The organism is Aurantimonas sp. Leaf443 (assembly GCF_001425575.1).
Lineage (GTDB): Bacteria > Pseudomonadota > Alphaproteobacteria > Rhizobiales > Rhizobiaceae > Leaf443.
Window position 1 is genome coordinate 558,643 of record NZ_LMRD01000007.1, and the last position, 21,358, is coordinate 580,000.

At 66.9% G+C, this 21,358-nt stretch carries 14 protein-coding genes, 2 tRNA genes and 3 rRNA genes (1 of these 19 cut by a window edge); 6 read left to right on the forward strand and 13 right to left on the reverse strand.

Annotated features, from left to right (window positions below):
• Nucleotides 1-37 precede the first annotated feature (37 nt).
• Complete coding sequence (locus tag ASG48_RS10805; RefSeq protein WP_055849257.1) at nt 38-940, reverse strand: mechanosensitive ion channel family protein; 903 nt, start codon at nt 938-940, stop codon at nt 38-40.
• A 320-nt stretch (nt 941-1,260) separates the two neighbouring features.
• Between ASG48_RS10805 and leuB the strand changes: the two genes are divergently transcribed.
• A complete protein-coding gene (gene leuB, locus ASG48_RS10810) occupies nt 1,261-2,373 on the forward strand; it encodes a 3-isopropylmalate dehydrogenase (RefSeq protein WP_055849259.1) in 1,113 nt (370 codons plus the stop codon).
• A gap of 16 nt (nt 2,374-2,389) precedes the next feature.
• On the opposite strand, the gene ASG48_RS10815 is transcribed toward leuB, so the two are convergent.
• The 5 genes from ASG48_RS10815 to ASG48_RS10835 form a co-directional block, all read right to left on the reverse strand.
• Nucleotides 2,390-2,941, reverse strand: a complete 552-nt coding sequence (locus tag ASG48_RS10815) for a HutD family protein (protein WP_055849263.1) — start codon at nt 2,939-2,941, stop codon at nt 2,390-2,392.
• Between the two features lies 1 nt (nt 2,942).
• Nucleotides 2,943-4,616, reverse strand: coding sequence for a urocanate hydratase (gene hutU, locus ASG48_RS10820; protein WP_055849266.1), 1,674 nt, complete (start codon nt 4,614-4,616; stop codon nt 2,943-2,945).
• A complete protein-coding gene (hutG, locus tag ASG48_RS10825; RefSeq protein WP_055849268.1) occupies nt 4,613-5,452 on the reverse strand; it encodes an N-formylglutamate deformylase in 840 nt (279 codons plus the stop codon). Before hutG ends, hutU begins: the two co-directional genes overlap by 4 nt.
• Nucleotides 5,449-6,690: an imidazolonepropionase gene (hutI, locus tag ASG48_RS10830; RefSeq protein ID WP_055849270.1), complete on the reverse strand. Its 1,242-nt coding sequence runs from the start codon at nt 6,688-6,690 to the stop codon at nt 5,449-5,451. Before hutI ends, hutG begins: the two co-directional genes overlap by 4 nt.
• Before the next feature lie 189 nt (nt 6,691-6,879).
• Entirely contained in the window at nt 6,880-8,532 is a 1,653-nt protein-coding gene (locus ASG48_RS10835) for an MFS transporter (protein WP_055849273.1), read from the reverse strand.
• 328 nt (nt 8,533-8,860) lie between these two features.
• Between ASG48_RS10835 and ASG48_RS18930 the strand changes: the two genes are divergently transcribed.
• The 3 genes from ASG48_RS18930 to ASG48_RS10845 all read left to right on the forward strand — a co-directional run bounded on the left by ASG48_RS18930 (nt 8,861) and on the right by ASG48_RS10845 (nt 11,228).
• Nucleotides 8,861-8,989, forward strand: coding sequence for a hypothetical protein (locus ASG48_RS18930; protein ID WP_280138011.1), 129 nt, complete (start codon nt 8,861-8,863; stop codon nt 8,987-8,989).
• Nucleotides 8,990-9,273: 284 nt separating this feature from the next.
• Nucleotides 9,274-10,305, forward strand: a complete 1,032-nt coding sequence (locus ASG48_RS10840; protein WP_055849276.1) for an aspartate-semialdehyde dehydrogenase — start codon at nt 9,274-9,276, stop codon at nt 10,303-10,305.
• Between the two features lie 260 nt (nt 10,306-10,565).
• The gene (locus ASG48_RS10845; RefSeq protein WP_055849278.1) at nt 10,566-11,228 is read left to right on the forward strand and encodes an OmpA family protein; all 663 of its coding nucleotides are present in this window, start codon (nt 10,566-10,568) and stop codon (nt 11,226-11,228) included.
• Nucleotides 11,229-11,376: 148 nt separating this feature from the next.
• On the opposite strand, the gene ASG48_RS10850 is transcribed toward ASG48_RS10845, so the two are convergent.
• Both ASG48_RS10850 and ilvD read right to left on the reverse strand, forming a co-directional pair.
• Nucleotides 11,377-11,592 carry a YMGG-like glycine zipper-containing protein gene (locus tag ASG48_RS10850; protein WP_055849281.1) on the reverse strand — a complete coding sequence of 72 codons (216 nt, stop codon included), beginning with the start codon at nt 11,590-11,592 and terminating at the stop codon, nt 11,377-11,379.
• 220 nt (nt 11,593-11,812) lie between these two features.
• The gene (gene ilvD / locus ASG48_RS10855; protein WP_055849284.1) at nt 11,813-13,657 is read right to left on the reverse strand and encodes a dihydroxy-acid dehydratase; all 1,845 of its coding nucleotides are present in this window, start codon (nt 13,655-13,657) and stop codon (nt 11,813-11,815) included.
• Nucleotides 13,658-13,972: 315 nt separating this feature from the next.
• Here ilvD and ASG48_RS10860 point away from each other — a divergent pair, with 315 nt between their 5' ends.
• Complete coding sequence (locus ASG48_RS10860) at nt 13,973-15,280, forward strand: MFS transporter (protein WP_055849287.1); 1,308 nt, start codon at nt 13,973-13,975, stop codon at nt 15,278-15,280.
• A 163-nt stretch (nt 15,281-15,443) separates the two neighbouring features.
• On the forward strand, nt 15,444-16,115 hold the full coding sequence (locus ASG48_RS10865) for a hypothetical protein (RefSeq protein ID WP_055849290.1): 672 nt from the start codon (nt 15,444-15,446) through the stop codon (nt 16,113-16,115).
• 632 nt (nt 16,116-16,747) lie between these two features.
• On the opposite strand, the gene rrf is transcribed toward ASG48_RS10865, so the two are convergent.
• From rrf to ASG48_RS10890, 5 genes are all read right to left on the reverse strand, one after another.
• Nucleotides 16,748-16,862: ribosomal RNA gene (gene rrf / locus ASG48_RS10870) — 5S ribosomal RNA — on the reverse strand.
• Between the two features lie 261 nt (nt 16,863-17,123).
• Nucleotides 17,124-19,947: ribosomal RNA gene (locus ASG48_RS10875) — 23S ribosomal RNA — on the reverse strand.
• A 603-nt stretch (nt 19,948-20,550) separates the two neighbouring features.
• A tRNA-Ala gene (locus ASG48_RS10880) sits at nt 20,551-20,626 on the reverse strand.
• Nucleotides 20,627-20,792: 166 nt separating this feature from the next.
• Nucleotides 20,793-20,869: transfer RNA gene (locus ASG48_RS10885), tRNA-Ile, on the reverse strand.
• 367 nt (nt 20,870-21,236) lie between these two features.
• A 16S ribosomal RNA gene (locus ASG48_RS10890) occupies nt 21,237-21,358 on the reverse strand; it runs 1,363 nt beyond the window's last position.
• Together the 16S, 23S and 5S rRNA genes with 2 tRNA genes alongside form the textbook arrangement of a ribosomal RNA operon.

The window sequence follows — 21,358 nt, forward strand, 5'->3', positions numbered from 1 at the left end:
GCCCGGCGGGTCGCCAAGACGCAGGGCCGGCCTTACCTCAGGCGGCGTTCTCGCGCGCTTTGGGCAGATCGCGCAGCTGGCGGGCGATCTCGCCCCAGGCGCGCGCCTCGGCGGGCCTGGCCTCGGGCTTGCGGGCGGCCAGAAGATCGAAGGCGCGAAGGGTCACCTGCTGCTCGAGCGTGCGGGCGTCCTTGGCGAGACAGTAGACCATCACATGCACCTGCATCTTGCCGATCTCGCTGGTGCCGAAGGTCACTTCCGCGCCGGGCCCCGCGATCTCGGCGCCGACCTTGGCCGAGGCGAGGCGGTGGAAGCGGCTGGCGCGATCGAGATCGGGCCGGACGGCCTCCCCTGCGGCGCGTTCGATCGCCTCCACCGCCTGGCGCGGGTTCACGGGATGCTCGAAGGTGATGCAGAAGCGGTGCGGCGCGAACTGGCGCGGCTGCGCCTCGACGCGAACCTGCGAGGTCAGGAGCACGGCGTTCGGCAGCGTGACGATGCGCCCGGTGCCGCCATGGCCGAGATGCAGCGGCGGAAGCTCCATGATCTTGGTGGAGAACAGGCCGTGGTCGATGACCTCGCCATGGATGCCGTTCATCTCGATGCGGTCGCCAACCTTGAAGAGCTGGCCGCCGAAGCGCAGCGCCGCGCCCGCCATGCACATCAGGAGTTCCTTCGTCGCCACGACCAGCGCCACCATCACCGCGGCGAGCGAGAAGACGAGGTTCTGGATCTCGCTCATCCAGATGCCGAGAAGCGAGAAGGCAAGGATCGAGTTCAGCACCGCTCGCGAGGTGAAGCGCCGCCGCCGCGCCGTCACCGCATCCGTGCCGCGCGACAGGAGGAGATCGAGCGCGAAGCGCAGGACGATGACGCCGGCCGCGATCGTCAGCGACAGCGTGAGATGGTCGGCGATGCGCGAGGGAATGAAGAAGGTCATGGAGATCGGATCGGTTTGCAACGCCTTCGCCGCGCCGGTCCGGAGGAGGAGCGGCGGGTTCGGACGCCTCGTCGGCGGAACAATCGTAGGCCTCCCTTATGGCTGATGAAGCGTTAACCCGCCGTTGACACATTGAGACGATTTCGGGGCAATTCGGCGCGCCTTTCGTGGCCGCCGGGGCGCGGGCCCGGGGCCCGTCCGGGAAACGGTTGCGGCCTCTGCGCAAACGCGTAAACAGCGGAGCCGAACCCTTCGGGCATGCGGGCATGCGCCCCGTGCCGGCGCCCTTCGCGGGCGCGACCTCCGAAAAAGGATCGGCCATGGCGACGCGCTCCCTCCTCCTCCTTCCCGGCGACGGCATCGGCCCCGAGGCCATGGCCGAGGTGGACAAGCTGATCGCCCTCCTCAACGAGAGGCGCGGCGCGGGCTTCGAGACGCGGACGCGCCTCGTCGGCGGCGCGGCGATCGACGCGGAGGGCGCGCCGGTCTCCGACGAGACCATGGCGCTCGCCATGAGCTGCGACGCCGTGCTCTTCGGCGCCGTCGGCGGCCCGAAATGGGACGGCGTGCCCTACGAGCTGCGGCCCGAGGCCGGCCTCCTGCGCCTGCGCAAGGATCTCGCCCTCTTCGCCAACCTTCGGCCGGCCATCTGCTATCCCGCGCTCGCCGACGCCTCCTCGCTGAAGCGCCATCTGGTCGAGGGGCTCGACATCCTCATCCTGCGCGAACTGACGGGAGGGGTCTATTTCGGCGAGCCGAAGGAGATCGTCGATCTCGGCGGCGGACAGAAGCGCGGCGTCGACACGCAGGTCTACGAGACCTACGAGATCGAGCGCATCGCCCGCGCCGCCTTCGAGGCCGCGCGCACCCGCCGGAACCGCGTGACCTCCATGGAGAAGCGCAACGTCATGAAGACGGGCGTGCTCTGGAACGAGGTCGTGTCCCGCGTGCATCGCGACGAATATCCGGACGTCGCGCTCGACCACATGCTGGCCGATGCCGGCGGCATGAAACTGGTGCAGGCGCCGAAGCAGTTCGACGTGATCGTCACCGACAACCTCTTCGGCGACATGCTCTCCGACATCGCGGCCATGCTCACCGGCTCGCTCGGCATGCTGCCCTCCGCTTCGCTCGGCAGCCCGGACGAGACGACCGGCAAGCGCCGCGCCATGTACGAGCCCGTCCATGGCTCGGCCCCCGACATCGCCGGACAGGGCATCGCCAACCCGATCGCGATGATCGCCTCCTTCGCCATGTGCCTGCGCTATTCCTTCGCCATGGTCGCCGAGGCCGACGCGCTGGAGGCCTCGATCGCGCATGTCCTCGAAAGCGGCACGCGCACCGGTGACATCATGGTGGAGGGCGCAAGCAAGGTCGGCACGGCCGAGATGGGCGACGCCATCGCGGCGGCCTTCGCCGAACGGCTGGGCTGACGCCCCGCGGCGGCGGTCAGGCCGGCCGAAGACGCAACGCGAGTCCGGCGCCGCCCGAGAGCGTCACGCTCTCGCCCGGCTCGAGCCGCAGGGCGTCGGACATGTCGAGACGCTCGCCGCCGCCCGGCGTCCCGACATCCAGAGGCACGAGGGCGACGACGAAGACCGTCCCCTCCCCCGCCAAGATCTCGCGCGCCCCGTCCAGAGCCTCGACGCCGGCCGTGAAGTGCCCGCGCCGCACCATGACGTTGAGGTCGCGCACCGGGCCGCCGAGCGGGCGGCCGTGCACGGGGACGTCGCCGGGAAAGGCCAGCGGGCCGGAGGCCGCATCGAGGATCGACGTGGCATCCTCGAAATCGAGCGCCAGGCGTCCGGCAAGGACCGTGAGGATGCGGTCGATGCCGGGAAAGCGCGAGAACGGGCCGGGCGCGGCGACCTCCGCCATCGAGAGGCGCCAGCCGAAATCGTCCATGGAGGCGCCGAGCGGATGGACGGCGATCTCCGCCGTGATGCCGCCGCCGTTCTTCCAGGGGCTCGCCCGGCGGGCGCCGGCGCGCAGGATCTCCATCTCAGCGCGGCAGGATCGCCGGCAGGTTCAGCCCCTGCTCGCGCGCGCAGTCGAGGGCGATGTCGTAGCCGGCATCGGCATGGCGCATGACGCCGGTGGCCGGATCGTTCCAGAGCACGCGCTCCAGCCGCCGCGCCGCGTCGTCGGTGCCGTCGGCGCAGATGACCATGCCCGAATGCTGTGAGAAGCCCATGCCGACGCCCCCGCCATGGTGGAGCGACACCCAGGTGGCGCCCGAGGCGGTGTTGAGGAGCGCGTTGAGGAGCGGCCAGTCGGAAACGGCGTCCGAACCGTCCTTCATCGCCTCGGTCTCGCGGTTCGGCGAGGCGACGGAACCCGAATCCAGGTGATCGCGGCCGATGACGACGGGCGCCTTCAACTCGCCCGAGCGCACCATCTCGTTGAAGGCGAGGCCCAGCCGGTGGCGGTCGCCGAGCCCGACCCAGCAGATGCGCGCCGGCAGGCCCTGGAAGGCGATGCGCTCGCGGGCCATGTCGAGCCAGCGGTGGAGATGGGCGTTGCCGGGCGTCAGTTCCTTCACCTTGGCGTCGGTCCTGTAGATGTCCTCCGGATCGCCCGAGAGCGCCGCCCAGCGGAAGGGCCCGATGCCGCGGCAGAAGAGCGGGCGGATATAGGCGGGCACGAAGCCGGGGAAGTCGAAGGCGTTCTGCAGCCCCTCGTCCTTGGCGACCTGCCTTATGTTGTTGCCGTAGTCGAGCGTGGGAACCCCCGCCGCGTGGAAGGCGAGCATGGCCTCGACATGGGTGCGCATCGAGGCGCGCGCGGCCTTCTCGACCGCCTTGGGATCGCTCTCGCGCCTGGCCTTCCATTCGCCCATGGTCCAGCCGGCCGGCAGGTAGCCGTTGACGGGATCGTGGGCCGAGGTCTGGTCGGTGACGATATCCGGCCGGATGCCGCGCTTCACCATTTCCGGCAGGATCTCGGCGGCGTTGCCGAGGAGGCCGACGGACTTGGCGACGCCCGCCTTCGTCCAGGCCTCGATCATCGCCATGGCCTCGTCCAGCGTCTCGGCCTTCTCGTCGACATAGCGGGTGCGCAGGCGGAACTCGATGGAATCCGGATTGCATTCGATGGCGAGGCACGAGGCGCCGGCCATGACGGCGGCGAGCGGCTGCGCGCCGCCCATGCCGCCGAGCCCCCCGGTCAGCACCCAGCGGCCGGTGAGGTCGCCGCCGTAATGCTGGCGGCCGGCTTCCACGAAGGTCTCGTAGGTGCCCTGCACGATCCCCTGCGTGCCGATATAGATCCAGGAGCCGGCGGTCATCTGGCCGTACATGGCCAGACCCTTCCTATCCAGCTCGTTGAAATGGTCCCAGGTCGCCCAGTGCGGCACGAGATTGGAATTGGCGATGAGGACGCGCGGCGCGTCCTTGTGGGTGCGGAAGACCCCGACCGGCCTGCCGGACTGGACGAGCAGCGTCTCCTCTTCCGAAAGCGCGCGCAGCGCGGCGACGATCCGGTCGAAATCGTCCCAGGTGCGCGCCGCCCGGCCGATGCCGCCATAGACGACGAGTTCATTCGGATTCTCGGCGACGTCCGGGTCGAGATTGTTCATCAGCATGCGCAGGGGCGCCTCGGTCGTCCACTGCCGGGCGGTGAGTTCGGTGCCCCGGGCGGCGCGCACGGTGCGCGCATTGTGGCGGCGGTCGATCATCGGGACGTCTCCGAAAGCTGTGGCGCGAGGGTTTGGAGTCTGGCGAGGAGGTCGGCGAGCCGGGCGCGCAGCGGGGCGGCCTTCGCCTCGTCATAGGCATAGGGCGGCACCTCGCCCGCCAGATGCGTCGCCTGCGCGAGTTCCATCTGCAGGGCGTGGACGCCCTCCCCCGGCCGTCCGTAGTGCCGCGTCGTCCAGCCGCCGACGAAGCGGCCGTTGACGACGAAATCCGCTCCCGCCATCGCCGCGACGGCGACCTCCTGGAGGAGCGGCGCGCAGGTCCGGCCGTGATCGGTGCCGAGATTCATGTCCGGCAGGCGCCCCTCGAAGAGATAGGGAATGACGGAGCGGATCGAGTGGCAGTCGTAGAGGATGGCGACGCCGTGCAGCGCCTTCACCCGCTCGATCTCGGCGGCGAGCGCGGCGTGATAGGGCGCGTGGAAGGCGGCGCGCCGCAGCTCGACCTCGGCCGCCTCCGGCGCCTCGCCCTCGCGCCAGATCGGCCTTCCGTCGAAATCGGTCAGCGGAACGAGGCCGGTCGTGTTCCGGCCGGGATAGAGGCTCGCGCCCGAGGGGTCGCGATTGGCGTCGATCACATAGCGGTGGAACTGCGCGCGCACCGCCGTCGCGCCGGGCAGAAGGCCCTCGTAGAGCCGGTCGAGATGCCAGTCCGTGTCGGAAAGGACGCGGCCGGTCTCGTTCAGCCGGGCTTCGATCGCGGCAGGAAAGGCCGTTCCGCTGTGCGGAAAGGCGAGGATGACGGGCGAGGAGCCTTGCTCCACCGAGACCGGCCGATCGAGAAGCGGTTCGTCGCGCAAGGGGGCCACGTCGCTCATCGGGCGCCCTCTTCCATCGCCGCGAAGCTCGGCCGGCGCCGCTCCATCCGGCCGGCATGGATACGGGCATGGAGCGGGTTGAATCCCATGCGGTAGACGAGTTCGGCGGGCGTCTCGACATCCCAGACCGCCATGTCGGCCGCCTTGCCCCGTTCCAGCGTGCCGGTCTCGCCGAGGAGGCCGAGCGCGCGGGCGCCCTCGCGCGTGACGCCGGCAAGGCACTCCTCGACGGTCAGGCCGAAGAGCGTCGCGCCCATGTTCATCGTCAGGAGCAGCGAGGTCAGGGGCGAGGTGCCGGGATTGCAGTCGGTGGCGAGGGCGATGGTGACACCGGCCGCGCGCAGCAGGTCCACGGGCGGCCTGCGCGTTTCGTGGATCGCGTAGAAGGCGCCGGGCAGGAGCACGGCCACGGTGCCGGCATCGGCCATGGCGTGGGCGCCGGCCTCGTCGAGATATTCGAGGTGATCGGCCGAAAGCCCGCCATAGGAGGCGACGAGCGCGGCGCCGCCGAGATGGGACAGCTGCTCGGCATGCAGCTTCACCGGCAGGCCCAGCGAAACCGCCTTGTCGAAGACGCGCGCGATCTCGGCCGGCGAGAAGGCGATGCCCTCGCAGAACCCGTCCACCGCGTCGACGAGCCCCTCGCGCGCGGCCCGTTCGAGCCCCGGCAGAACGACCTCGTCGAGATAGGCGGTGCTGCGGCCCTTGTATGCGGGCGGCACGGCATGGGCGGCGAGATAGGAGGTCTTCACCCGCACGGGCCGCGAACCCGCCAGCGCGCGGGCGGCGCGCAGCATCGCGATCTCGCCCTCGATGGTCAGGCCGTAGCCCGACTTCACCTCGATCGTCGTCACGCCCTCGCACAGGAGCGCGTCGAGGCGGGGCAGCGTGGCGGCCACGAGGCCCGCCACGTCGAGCGCGTTCGTCGCCTGGAGCGAGGCGACGATCCCCCCGCCCGCCCGCGCGATCGCCTCGTAGCTCTCGCCGACGAGCCGCATCTCGAACTCGCGGGCCCGGTGGCCGCCATGGACGAGATGGGTGTGGCAGTCGACGAGGCCCGGCGTGACGAGGCGGCCGCCGAGATCGACGGTCTCCTCGCCGTCCGGGGCCTGCGCCGCCGGACCCGCATAGGCGATGCGCCCGTCCTCCACGAGGACGGCGCCGGACTCCACGAGACCGAGGCCCGCGAGCGCGGGATCGAGCGTGGCGAGGCGGGCATGGGTATAGAGGACGGCCATCGCCTTGCGTCTCCTTGGGTCTGTGCCGGACGAGACGGGTGCCGGTGCTCGGCCGCGCGGGCCCCGGGCAGCCTCCCGTCAATTGTATAGACAATGAACATCGGCCGGGCGGCCCTGGCAAGGGGGCCACGCAAAAAGGCCCCGGCGATCGCGCGCCGGGGCCTCTTCTGGAACCTGACGGGCGGACCGTCAGTCGTTCAGGTCGACATTGCGCTTCTCCTTCACGAAGATCGCCCCGATGACGACCGTGAGCAGCGCGAAGGTGATCGGATACCAGAGGCCGGCATAGATATCGCCGGTCGAGGCCACGATGGCGAAGGAGGTCGCCGGCAGGAGGCCGCCGAACCAGCCGTTGCCGATATGGTAGGGCAGCGACATGGCCGTGTAGCGGATGCGCGTCGGGAAGAACTCGACGAGCGCCGCCGCGATCGGGCCGTAGACGATGGTGACGTAGATCACCATGATCGTGAGGATGCCGATCACCTTCAGCGCCTGGACGTTGCCGAGCGCGGAGAAGAACCCGTCGATCTTCACCTTGGCGGCGTCGTCGGCGGCGGGATAGCCGGCGGCGATCATGGCGGGGCCGACCGCCTTGCCGAAGGTCGGGCCGTCGGTGAAGGGGATCTCGGTCCCGTTCACGGTGACGGAGACCGGCGTGCCGGGGGCCGCGTCCACCTTCTCGTAACGGAAGGCCTGCTGCGACAGGGTGCGGCGCACGATGTCGCAGGGCTGGGTGAAGGTGCGGATGCCCACCGGATCGAAGAGCGAGCCGCAGGTCGCGGGATCGGCGGCGACCTGCACCTTCACGTTCTCGATGGCCGCGGCATAGGTCGGGTTGGCCGTCGCCGTCAGCGCGTGGAAGAGCGGGAAATAGGTGAGCGCGGCGAGCAGGCAGCCCGCCAGGATCACCGGCTTGCGGCCGACGCGGTCCGACAGCGCGCCGAAGAAGACGAAGCCGCCGGTGCCGATGAGAAGCGACCAGGCGATGAGGACGTTCGCCGTGAGAAGGTCGATCTTCAGGATGCTCTGCAGGAAGAACAGCGCGTAGAACTGGCCCGTGTACCAGACGACGGCCTGGCCGACGACGAGGCCGAACAGCGCGATCAGCACGATCTTGCCGTTCTTCCAGGTGCCGAAGGCCTCCTTCAGCGGCGCCTTGGAGCGGGTGCCCTCTTCCTTCATCTTCGTGAAGGCGGGGGACTCGTGCATCTGCATGCGGATATAGACCGACACCGCCAGCAGGATGATCGAGGCCAGGAACGGAATGCGCCATCCGCCCTCGAGGCCGAAGAACAGCGGGTAGCTCGTGGCGAAGGCCTCTTCGCCCATGTTGATGCGCAGCGTCACGATGACGGCGAGCGACAGGAGCAGGCCGAGCGTCGCCGTGGTCTGGATCCAGGACGTGTAGAAGCCGCGGCGGTTGCGGGGCGCGTGCTCGGCGACGTAGACCGCCGCGCCGCCGTATTCGCCGCCGAGCGCCAGACCCTGCAGCATGCGCAGGACGATCAGCGCGACGGGCGCGAACCAGCCGATATCCTCGTAGCTCGGCAGGAGGCCGACGAGGAAGGTCGAGGCGCCCATGATGAGGATGGTGACGAGGAACGTGTATTTGCGGCCGACGAGATCGCCGAGGCGGCCGAAGACGAGCGCGCCGAACGGGCGCACCAGGAAGCCGGCGGCGAAGGCGAGCAGCGCGAAGATCGCCTGCGTGCTCGGATCGAAGGCCGAGAAGAACTGCTTGCCGATGATGACCGCGAGCGTGCCGTAGAGGTAGAAGTCGTACCATTCGAAGATGGTGCCGAGCGAGGAGGCGATGATGACCTTCCGCTCTTCCTTCGTCATCCCAGTGGATCGCCCGCCCGCGCCGGGCGCGTGCGTTTCGAGACTAGCCAAATCCGTAATCCTCCCATTGCGTCGCCGGCTTTCGGCGACCACGCCGTTCCCATCGGCATGTTGAAGGAAAGGTGAACCGGATCGCATCCGAAGGGAAGCAAGGGAAGGCTACAACCTTCGTAGCACTGGAAGCCCGGAAGGCTTCGGCAAGGGCCGGCGAAGGTCTTTTTTCGTCGTCGCTCGGTCACCGGAACGTCACCGGCCTTTGGAACTCCCGTGCAACCTTTTGCCCGCATGCGCCTTTTAGCTGACAGTTTCGCAATCAAGGAGAACGAAGATGATCCGTGGTATCCTCAAGGCCCTGTTCGTCGGTTGGGTCGCCAAGAAGTTCAGCCAGCGTCGCGGCGGCACCTATGCCGCTTCATCGACGCCCGTCGTGCCGGGCTCGACCGACCGCCGCTACTGAGGCGACCGGCGGGCCGCACGCGGCTCGACCAAGGCTTTCGATCAGGGCCGGCGCCGTTGCGCCGGCCTTCGTCGTTGAGGCCCTCCGGGTCAGGCGCGCCGCGGGCCCCACGCCCGGCCGCGATTGACATTTGCGCGAGGCGCGCGCATGGGAAACGCCATGTCCGCGCGCTCCACGATCAAAACCGCGATTATCTGACGCCGCCTGCCCCGCTTGTCTCCCCCGGGGCGGATGACGAGCGTGCGATTGTCCGGCGGGGAGCGGTTGCGAAGGACTTGGGTTCCATGGGTTACAAGGTCGCGGTGGTGGGCGCCACCGGCAATGTCGGTCGCGAGATTCTGGCGATCCTCGACGAGCGCGGCTTCCCGGCCGACGAGGTGATCGCGGTCGCCTCGCGCCGCAGCCAGGGCACCGAAGTCTCCTTCGGCGAGAAGACCCTCAAGACCAAGGCCCTCGAACTCACCGACTTTTCCGGCATCGACATCTGCCTGATGTCGGCGGGCGGCGACGTCGCCAAGGAATGGGCGCCCAAGATCGCGGCCAAGGGCTGCGTCGTCATCGATAATTCCTCGGCCTTCCGCTACGACCAGGACGTGCCGCTGATCGTGCCGGAGGTGAATGCCGACGCCGTGTCCGGCTTCACGCGCAAGTACATCATCGCCAACCCGAACTGCTCGACCGCCCAGCTCGTCGTGGCGCTGAAGCCGCTGCACGACCATGCCAGGATCAAGCGCGTCGTCGTCTCGACCTATCAGTCGGTGTCGGGCGCGGGCAAGGAAGGCATGGACGAGCTCTTCAAGCAGTCGCGCGCCGTCTTCGTGGCGGACGAGATCGAGCGCAAGAAGTTCACCAAGCGCATCGCCTTCAACGTCATTCCCCATATCGACGTCTTCATGGAGGACGGCTCGACGAAGGAGGAGTGGAAGGTGATGGCCGAGACCAAGAAGATGCTCGACCCGAAGATCAAGGTCACCTGCACCGCCGTGCGCGTGCCGGTCTTCATCGGCCATTCGGAATCGGTCAATATCGAGTTCGAGAACCCGATCACCGCCGACGAGGCCCGCGCCATCCTGCGCGAGGCGCCCGGCTGCCTCGTCATCGACCGCCGCGAGGACGGGGGCTACATCACGCCCTTCGAGAGCGCCGGCGAGGACGCGACCTATATCAGCCGCATCCGCGAGGACCAGACGCTGGAGAACGGCCTCAACATCTGGGTCGTCTCGGACAATCTGCGCAAGGGCGCGGCGCTGAACGCCGTCCAGATCGCCGAGCTCCTCGTCAACCGCAAGCTGCTCGGCGCCAAGCAGGCCGCCTGAGGCAAGGGCCGGTCCCGACCGGGGCCAGCGCGACAAGACCAGAAGCCGGGAGCGCCCACGCGCGTCCGGCTTCTTCGCGCGCCGCCCTGTCTGTCTCCCGGCGCGGTCCATCCCGGTGCCCGTCCGCGTTGCCGTTCGGCAACGATCGCGGCTCAATCGCCACGCCAGCCCTAATCCAGCCGCGCCTGCTTTCTAGCCCGATCTCGGACAGGCAAGGGGCCCCGCGGCCCGGCACAACTCTGCAAGGCTGGATCAGCACCATGAAGAAGATCATCCTCGTCGCAATGTGCGCCGGGCTCCTCGCCGGCTGCACGGCCAATCCCTACACGGGCGAACAGCAGATCTCGCGCACCATGGGCGGCGCGGGCCTTGGCGCCGGCGTCGGGGCGCTGGGCGGCTACGTCATCGGCCGCGCCACCGGCATCGATCCCGGCCGCGCAGCGCTGGTCGGCGCCGGCGTCGGCCTCATCGGCGGCGGCTCCATCGGCGCCTATATGGACAATCAGGAGGCGCAGCTGCGCCAGCAGCTCCAGGGCACGGGCGTCTCGGTCACGCGCGTCGGCGACCGCATCATCCTCAACATGCCCTCCAACATCACCTTCCCGACCGACCAGGCCTCGATCCTGCCGGCCTTCTACCCGACGCTCAATTCCGTCGCGATCGTCCTGCGCAAGTTCGACAAGACCATCGTCGACGTCTACGGCCACACCGACAGCCAGGGCTCGGACGGCTACAACCTGCAGCTCTCGCAGCAGCGCGCCTCGTCCGTCAGCCAGCTGCTCGCCAGCCAGGGCGTCTCGCCCAACCGCCTGAACACGCAGGGCTTCGGCGAGAGCCGGCCGGTCGCCTCCAACGCCACCGAGGACGGCCGCGCGCAGAACCGCCGCGTCGAGATCTCCATCTCCCCGCTGCAGGGCGGCTGAGCGGCCCGGGACCTTTCGTCCCGCCTTCGCCAAGACGAAAAAAGGGGGCGGCCCGCAAGGACCGCCCCCCTTTCGTTCCAAAGCCCCGGCCGCCTTCCGGCGGTCCGCGACGCGCGCCTGGCCCCGGATCGCCGGGGCCGTCACGGCATCAGTACATATTGCGCCCGGCCACCGCGCCGACCGTGCCGCCGCCGAGCGCGCCGATCACCGCGCCGCCCGAACCGCCGACCGCATTGCCGATCACCGCGCCGCTGGCGCCGCCGATGCCCGCGCCCGCCAAAGTCTTCTGCGTCGTCGTGCAGCCGGCCGTGGCGAGGCTCGCCACGGACAGGATCGCGATCGTCGCTGCCTTGATGCCCGTCATCTCAAACTCCCAAATATCCCGCCATCGCGAGGACCGAAAACGCCGTCCTGGGCGAGGCCGCCGACAGGAGGACAAGCAATGAACGCGACCGTCTGAACGGTCCCTGAACGCCCGCGACGCCGTGCAGCGCCGTCGCTCTTCCCCTGAAACGCCGATGGCCGGCGATCCGTTCGATCGCCGGCCATCCAAATTTTCGATGCCGCCCGGGAAGCGACGGCCTTCAGTCGATCTGGCGCACCGCGCCGCGGGCCGCGCTCGTGGCCATGGACGCATAGGCCTTCAGCGCCGTCGTCACCTTGCGCTTGCGGATCTCGGCGGGCTTCCAGGCGTCCTTGCCCTTCGCCTCCATCGCCTCGCGGCGGGCCGCGATCTCGGCCGGCTCGACCGCCAGATGGATCGACCGGTTGGGAATGTCGATCTCGATCGGATCGCCCTCCTCCACCAGCGCGATGAGGCCGCCCTCGGCCGCCTCCGGCGAGACATGGCCGATGGAGAGGCCCGAGGAGCCGCCGGAGAAGCGCCCGTCGGTGACGAGAGCGCAGGCCTTGCCGAGGCCCTTCGACTTCAGATAGCTCGTGGGATAGAGCATTTCCTGCATGCCCGGCCCGCCGCGCGGCCCCTCGTAGCGGATGAGCACGATGTCGCCGGCCTTCACCTCGTTGCCGAGAATGCTCTTCACCGCCGAATCCTGGCTCTCGAAGATGCGCGCGGGGCCGGAGAACTTCAGGATGCTCTCGTCGACGCCCGCCGTCTTCACGATGCAGCCGTCCTCGGCGAGATTGCCGTAGAGAACGGCGAGGCCGCCGTCGCGCGAATAGGCGTGCTCGAGATCGCGGATGACGCCGGCCTCGCGGTCGAGATCGACGTCGTCGAAGCGGCGCTCCTGGCTGAAGGCGACCTGGGTCGGCACGCCGCCGGGCGCGGCGCGGTAGAAGTCGTGCACGGAGCGGCTCTGCGTGCGCTTCACGTCCCAGCGGTCGAGCGCGGCCGCCATGGTCTCGGCATGGACCGTCGGCACGTCCGTCGTCAGGAGGCCCGCCCGGTCGAGTTCGCCGAGAATGCCGAAGACGCCGCCGGCATGATGGACGTCCTCCATGTGGATGTTGGCGACGGCCGGCGCGACCTTGCACAGGACGGGCACGCGGCGCGACAGGCGGTCGATGTCGGCCATGGTGAAGTCCACCTCGCCCTCGTGGGCGGCGGCCAGGAGATGCAGCACCGTGTTCGTCGAACCACCCATGGCGATGTCGAGCGTCATGGCGTTCTCGAAGGCGGAGAAGTTGGCGATGGAGCGCGGCAGCACGCTCGCGTCGTCCTGCTCGTAATAGCGGCGCGCCAGATCGACGACGAGATGGCCGGCTTCCACGAAGAGGCGCCGGCGGTCGCCGTGGGTGGCGAGCGTCGAGCCGTTGCCCGGCAGCGAGAGGCCGAGCGCCTCGGTGAGGCAGTTCATCGAATTGGCGGTGAACATGCCCGAGCAGGATCCGCAGGTCGGGCAGGCCGAACGCTCGATCGTCTTGACGTCCTCGTCCGAGATGCGGTCGTCGGCCGCCGCCACCATCGCGTCCACGAGGTCGAGCTTCTTGACGGTCTGGTCGGGCCAGACGACCTTGCCGGCCTCCATCGGGCCGCCGGAGACGAAGACGACGGGAATGTTGAGGCGCAAAGCGGCCATCAGCATGCCCGGCGTGATCTTGTCGCAGTTGGAGATGCAGACCATGGCGTCGGCGCAATGGGCATTGACCATGTACTCGACCGAGTCCGCGATGAGTTCGCGCGAGGGCAGCGAGTAGAGCATGCCGTCATGGCCCATCGCGATGCCGTCGTCGACGGCGATCGTGTTGAACTCCTTGGCGACGCCGCCCGCCTGCTCGATCTCGCGCGCCACCAGCTGGCCGAGATCCTTCAGGTGCACGTGGCCCGGCACGAACTGGGTGAAGGAGTTGACGACCGCGATGATCGGCTTGCCGAAATCGGAATCCTTCATGCCCGTCGCGCGCCAGAGGCCGCGGGCGCCGGCCATGTTGCGGCCGTGCGTGGTGGTGCGGGAGCGATAGGCGGGCATCGGCATGTCCTTTCGGAACGGTCGCGGGCGACGTGGCGTCGCGCCCGGAGGCGGCGGCGATCGGCCCGCTCTGTGGCCCGCGCCCCGCAACGGCAGGCGCAGGTCTTGCGGCTGGCCCGGCTATACAGGATCGCGGCGCGCACCAAAACACCGAGGACGGCGAAATTCGCGGCGGATACGGGGGCGCGCGACGCAAATGGCGCCCGTCCCCGGCCCTTGGGGTCTGGCGCGCGACGTCGGCACGCCTTATGGGCAGACGCGACGATCACAGCGGCGTGATACAAGGTCAGGCCGCATGACAGCGAGGATGAGGCCATGTCCGCGACATCGTTCGACACCGCGCTCAGCGCCGCCGGCACGGGCCGGTTCCAGAAACGCCTGATCGCGGTCTTCGGCCTCGTCTGGGCGGCCGACGCCATGCAGGTCCTGGCGATCGGCTTCACCGCCCCCTCTATCGCGGCCTCCTTCGGCCTCACCGTTCCGCAGGCCATCCAGACGGGCACCGCGCTCTTCCTCGGCATGCTGGTCGGCGCCTTCGTCTTCGGCCGGCTGGCCGACCGTTTCGGGCGCAGGCCCATCCTCGTGGCGACCGTCCTTCTCGACGCCGTCTTCGGCCTCGCCTCGGCCTTCGCGCCGGACTTCGCCTGGCTTCTGGCGCTGCGCTTCCTCACCGGGCTCGGCGTCGGCGGCACGCTGCCCGTCGACTACGCGATGATGGCCGAGTTCCTTCCGGCGGAGCGGCGCGGCCGCTGGCTGGTCTTCCTCGAGGGCTTCTGGGCCGTGGGCACGGCGATGGTCGCGCTCTTCTCCCTCGCCGTCACCTCCTACGGCGCGGCCGAACCCTGGCGCATTCTCTTCGTGCTGACCGCCCTTCCCGCGCTCGTCGGTCTGGTCCTGCGCTTCTTCATCCCGGAATCGCCGCTCTTCCTGCTGCGGGCCGGACGGGCCAAGGAGGCCGTCGAGATCCTGAACCGCATCGCCACGGTCAACGGGCGCGCGGCGGGCGTCGAGAGGCTCGAGCCCCTGCCGCCGACCGAGAAGCCGCGTCTCTTCGCCGGCCCCTATCGCCGCCGCACGATCCTCATCCTCCTCGTCTGGCTCCTGGTCTCCGTCTCCTATTACGGCGTCTTCGTCTGGCTGCCGGGCCAGCATGCGGCGGCGGGCCTCTCCTTCGTGCGCGGCCAGCTCTTCCTCGTCCTCGTGGCGCTGGCGCAGATCCCCGGCTACGCGCTCGCCGCCTACGGCGTGGAGCGCTGGGGCCGGCTGCCGACCCTCATCGGCTTCCTGCTCCTCAGCGCCGTCGGCTGCTTCGCCTATGCGCTGGGCACCGATCCGGTGCTCGTGGCGCTCGCCATGCTCGCGATGAGCTTCGCGCTTCTGGGCACCTGGGGCGCGCTCTACGCGCTGACGCCGGAACTCTACCCGACGCGCCTGCGTGGCACCGGCATGGGCACGGCGGGCGCGGCCGCCCGCGTCGGCGGGCTCATCGCCCCCTCGGTGCTGGCACCCGTCATGGCCGTGAGCTTCCCGGCCGCGCTCGGCGCCTTTTCCGGCCTCCTCGTCCTTGCCGCCATCCTCACGGCCATGCTCGGCATCGAGACCCGCAACCGCCCGCTGGACTGAACGTCTCTCCTTTGCCATGGCTGGCGGCAGCGACGCGAATGTCGCCGTCAGGTCGACGGCGCGGCACGAGCGCGCGCCGGCATCCGTGGGACGAAGCGCGGACGCGGGGCGCGAGTCCTCGCGCGCGCGACGTCACACGGGTCACAGATCGGAGACGGCCGCCATGATCCCCTGGGTGCAGATCGACACGGCCGAGATTCCCGGCGAAGCCGGCACGCTGCGCCTAATGCGGCGCGGCACGGAATTCTCGATCATGATCGGGGGCAACGAGCTGATGAACTCGCGGCTTTCGGGGTCGGAGGAAGCGCTGGCGACGCTGACGGCGACAGCGCTCGGCGAGCGTCCCGCGCCGTCCTACCTGATTGGCGGCCTCGGCATGGGCTTCACGCTGCGCGCCGCGCTCTCGATCCTGCCGCCGACGGCCTCGGTCACCGTCTGCGAACTCGTGCCGGCGGTCGCGGCCTGGGCCAGCGGACCGCTCGCCCCGGTCTTCGGCAGGTCGCTCGACGATCGTCGCGTTGAACTCGTCACCGGCGATGTCGGCGCGACGATCGCGAGTGCCAAGGATCGGTTCGACGCGATTCTCCTCGACGTCGACAACGGACCCGCCGGCCTCACGCGCGCGGCGAATGGCGGGCTCTATTCGACCGACGGCCTCGCAGCCGCCCGCAATGCGCTGCGCCCCGGCGGCATCCTCGCCGTCTGGTCCTCCGCCCCCGCGCCTTCCTTCGGCGCTCGGCTGAAGCGATCGGGCTTCTCGGTCACGGAGGAGACGGTCCGAGCCGGTCGTGGGAGCGGAGCGCGTCACGTCATCTGGCTCGCGCGTCGGGCGTGAGAGCCCGATCACGGTGCAACGGCGCCGTCCAGCCGATCGCGGTCCTTCGCTGGTTGACGAAACTGGGGGCTTGATCCCGGGGTCCGGTGTCGCGCGGTCGTCGTCCATGGCGCGAGGTTGATTAAGGTCGTCGTCCATGGCGCGAGGCGGAAGGGTTTGGCGTTTCGAACGCCGACCTTAATCAACGCGGGAGGGTTTGCGGGGGAATGGCGGCGCGGGGCCGGTCTGGCCGGTGGTCGGGACGCATCTGTGCGCTCCCGCCCGCGGATCGGGTCCCCTCCCCTGCTCGGCGGAACGTGGGATTTGTTTTTTGCGTCGAGCAGGCCTTCGCTCGGGCCCCGGCTGCCTGTCCTGCATTGCGGATCGGAGGTCCGGACGCGCGAAGGCCCCCGTGGGATGGACCTCGGGGGCTGCTGGTTTGCTGGGGATGCGGGGTATTTTTGCGAGAAGTTTGAGACTTGCGCTTTGCGGACCTGGCNGGCAGGCCTTCGCTCGGGCCCCGGCTGCCTGTCCTGCATTGCGGATCGGAGGTCCGGACGCGCGAAGGCCCCCGTGGGATGGACCTCGGGGGCTGCTGGTTTGCTGGGGATGCGGGGTATTTTTGCGAGAAGTTTGAGACTTGCGCTTTGCGGACCTGGCGGCGACCGACTTTCCCGCGTCTTGAGACGAAGTATCATGGGCGCTGGGGCGTTTCACGGCCGAGTTCGGAATGGGATCGGGTGCGGCCGCCCCGCTAGAGCCACCAGGTCGGCAAAGGGCAAGTTTCATCGAGAAGCTGGTCTTGCAAAGAGAAGGGGAAGGCGTCGGTTTTGGGTTCGATGGTGCGGCCCGAGCCTGCCGCGACGCCCCTGATCCCCGTTTCCGGAGGGAGCGCCCTACAGGCCGCCAGGCCGTCGCGCCTCGTGGCGCGCGCCCCGCAGGCGCATGACCCATTGGTCATGCGTCGTGAGGGTCTTCGACAAAGAACCCGATGACTGTCCCTTTTGGGACGATCATTGGCGAATGAGAACGATCAAGCCGATCGAGCGATTAGTAAAGCTCAGCTTCACGCGTTACCGCGCTTCCACATGCTTCCTATCGACGTGGTGGTCTTCCACGGCTCTGATAGGGAGAACTCGTTTTCAGGTGGGTTTCCCGCTTAGATGCCTTCAGCGGTTATCCCGACCGTACATAGCTACCCTGCACTGCGGCTGGCGCCACAACAGGTCCACCAGAGGTACGTCCATCCCGGTCCTCTCGTACTAGGGACAGATCCTGTCAATTCTCCTACACCCACGGCAGATAGGGACCGAACTGTCTCACGACGTTCTGAACCCAGCTCACGTACCGCTTTAATTGGCGAACAGCCAAACCCTTGGGACCTGCTCCAGCCCCAGGATGCGATGAGCCGACATCGAGGTGCCAAACAACCCCGTCGATATGGACTCTTGGGGGTCATCAGCCTGTTATCCCCGGCGTACCTTTTATCCGTTGAGCGATGGCCCTTCCACTCGGGACCACCGGATCACTATGACCGACTTTCGTCTCTGCTCGACTTGTCTGTCTCGCAGTCAGGCGGGCTTATGCCATTGCACTCGACGACCGATTTCCGACCGGTCTGAGCCCACCATCGCGCGCCTCCGTTACTCTTTGGGAGGCGACCGCCCCAGTCAAACTACCCACCATACACTGTCCCGGATCCGGATGACGGACCGCGGTTAGACATCCATGACGATAAGGGTGGTATTTCAAGGATGGCTCCACGCGAGCTGGCGCCCACGCTTCAAAGCCTACCACCTATCCTACACATGCCGACACGAATGCCAGTGTAAAGCTATAGTAAAGGTGCACGGGGTCTTTCCGTCTGACCGCAGGAACCCCGCATCTTCACGGGGAATTCAATTTCACTGAGTCTATGTTGGAGACAGCGGGGAAGTCGTTACGCCATTCGTGCAGGTCGGAACTTACCCGACAAGGAATTTCGCTACCTTAGGACCGTTATAGTTACGGCCGCCGTTTACTGGGGCTTCGATTCAGAGCTTGCACCCCTCCTCTTAACCTTCCAGCACCGGGCAGGCGTCAGACCCTATACGTCGTCTTGCGACTTCGCAGAGCCCTGTGTTTTTGATAAACAGTCGCTACCCCCTGGTCTGTGCCACCTCCATCAACTTGCGTCCATGGAGGTCACGCTTCTTCCGAAGTTACGCGTGCAATTTGCCGAGTTCCTTCAACATAGTTCTCTCAAGCGCCTTGGTATACTCTACCAGTCCACCTGTGTCGGTTTCGGGTACGGTCTATACGGTGGGGCTATTTCCTGGGACCCCTTCACCGCATGATCAATCCAATAAGACCATACGATACACGGGATCCGTCACTCTCCACCAGGCCCACGATTATTAACGTGGTTCCCATCGACTACGCCTTTCGGCCTCGCCTTAGGGGCCGGCTAACCCTGCTCAGATTAACTTTAAGCAGGAACCCTTGGACTTTCGGCGAGGGTGTCTCTCACACCCTTTATCGTTACTCATGTCAGCATTCGCACTTCCCATACCTCCACCGCCCCTCACGGGTACGGCTTCAACGGCCTAGGGAACGCTCCGCTACCACTGCCCGATCAAGATCGGACAATCCACAGCTTCGGTGTATGGCTTGAGCCCCGGTACATTTTCGGCGCAAAGACCCTTAATTAGACCAGTGAGCTGTTACGCTTTCTTTAAATGATGGCTGCTTCTAAGCCAACATCCTGGTTGTTTTGGGATCTTCACATCCTTTCCCACTTAGCCATAACTTGGGGACCTTAGATGGTGGTCAGGGTTGTTTCCCTCTCCACGACGGACGTTAGCACCCGCCGTGTGTCTGCCGGATAGTACTTCCAGGTATTCGGAGTTTGGTTAGGTTTGGTAAGACGGTGAGTCCCCCTAGCCCATCCAGTGCTCTACCCCCTGGAGTATTCATCCGACGCTCTACCTAAATAGATTTCGCGGAGAACCAGCTATTTCCGAGTTTGATTGGCCTTTCACCCCTAGCCACAAGTCATCCCAATCTATTGCAACAGATGCGGGTTCGGCCCTTCAGTGCGTGTTACCGCACCTTCAGCCTGCTCATGGCTAGATCACTCGGTTTCGGGTCTAATCCGACGAACTGAACGCCCTGTTCAGACTCGCTTTCGCTACGCCTCCACCTATCGGCTTAAGCTCGCTCGCCAGACTAAGTCGCTGACCCATTATACAAAAGGTACGCGGTCACCAATGATGGCTCCCACTGTTTGTAGGCATTCGGTTTCAGGTTCTCTTTCACTCCCCTTGTCGGGGTGCTTTTCACCTTTCCCTCACGGTACTGGTTCGCTATCGGTCATGCACGAGTACTTAGGCTTGGAGGGTGGTCCCCCCAATTTCAGACAGGATTTCACGTGTCCCGCCTTACTCGAGGACCTCACGACACATTACGCCTACGGGGCTGTCACCCGCTCTCGCCACGCTTTCCAACGTGTTCGGCTTCTTGTCTGTGAGGCCACTGGCCTGGTCCGCGTTCGCTCGCCGCTACTGACGGAGTCTCGGTTGATGTCCTTTCCTTCGGGTACTTAGATGTTTCAGTTCCCCGAGTTCGCTTCTAAACCCCTATGTATTCAGGGTTAGATACCTCGCTGATGACCCCTAGAAACCGCAAAACCACCGGACAGCTCGCGCCAACCGGTGATCTTCCGATCTTCTAGGGATCGGAGGTGGGTTGCCCCATTCGGAAATCCACGGATCAAAGCTTATTCGCAGCTCCCCATGGCTTATCGCAGCGTATCACGTCCTTCATCGCCTGTGCATGCCAAGGCATCCACCAAATGCCCTTATGACACTTGATCGTTCTCATCGCCAATGATCGTCTTTTCCAGGGCGCTCACGCCGATGATCTAGCGAGATCATCGTCTGCGCGCGGCGCGGGCCATCAGGCCCGGCGGCCGGTCGGCCTCGCCGGACGATCGAGATCGTCCGGTCCGGTGGCAACCGGCCAACGCGCCGCTCAACGAGCGGCAGTGCCGTGGAAAGAGAGAGACGATCATGCGACGCCTTCATTCTCTTTGCGGGTCCTGCAAACACCCAGCCGGCGTGCAACCGGTTGTGGGCGTCCTGCAGCAGGACCCTTCGTGCCGATCGGACGGGTAAAGTCCAACCGGCGAAAGACCAGCTTCTTGAGACGGGTCCCGACGACGTGCGGTCAGGCAGCATCGATCATGGGACAGCCGGGCTTGTATGCTCTACATCCGGGCGATGAACCCGGACGCAGACCCGACCGTCGACAGAACCGCCGCCCCTGGAGAGGGCATGATGGCGGCTCTTCGAGATCCGTCTTCTTCTTCACGATGATATTGAGAACAGGCCACCTCCACCCCGATGGGCGGAGAGGCAAACTTGATCCTCTTCCTGGATGAACCGACCTCAAGGCATCAGCCGAGATCGCAACGAAGTGGTGGAGCTTGTCGGGTTCGAACCGACGACCCCCTGCTTGCAAAGCAGGTGCTCTCCCAGCTGAGCTAAAGCCCCGATCCGCCTCACCGAGGAGACAGGATCAGACGTCAAATGGCGCTGACCGTGGGCCCGGCCCGTCGGCTCGCAGCGAAGCGAGAACCGACAAACAAGGAAAGCTACCCGGGCCCACCATTTTGGTTGGCACCGCGTGCGAACATCTTACCTCGGCCTCAAACCAAAATGGTGGGCCCGGGTAGATTCGAACTACCGACCTCACCCTTATCAGGGGTGCGCTCTAACCAGCTGAGCTACGGGCCCGAACCTGTCGGCCGGAACCGTCTTGGGGCACAAGCGTCACAGCCTCGTGACGGTCACCCGCCCGAAGCCCTCGACGATCCTGCCCGCCCGACTGAGCGTCGTTCGGCAACTTCATATCCAGGGAAGAAAGAGAAACGAAGGCGGCGGGGCCTGCGATGACCACGAGGCGCTCTTGCGAGCCTTGAGCGAACCCAAGTCTCKTCCAAGCCGACCGCGTGGCGCTTGTCATGCGCGAGGTCCGTCTGACTTGACGGCCTCTATGTTCTAAAACAATCCGATACGGTTGTCCCTGCGCAATCCCGAAGGGATTGTCGCATGGTCGGATCGCAAGGATCCAACCGGGAGGCCGTGAAGGGATCGTCCTTAGAAAGGAGGTGATCCAGCCGCAGGTTCCCCTACGGCTACCTTGTTACGACTTCACCCCAGTCGCTGACCCTACCGTGGTCGCCTGCCTCCTGTTGCCAGGTTAGCGCAACGCCTTCGGGTAGA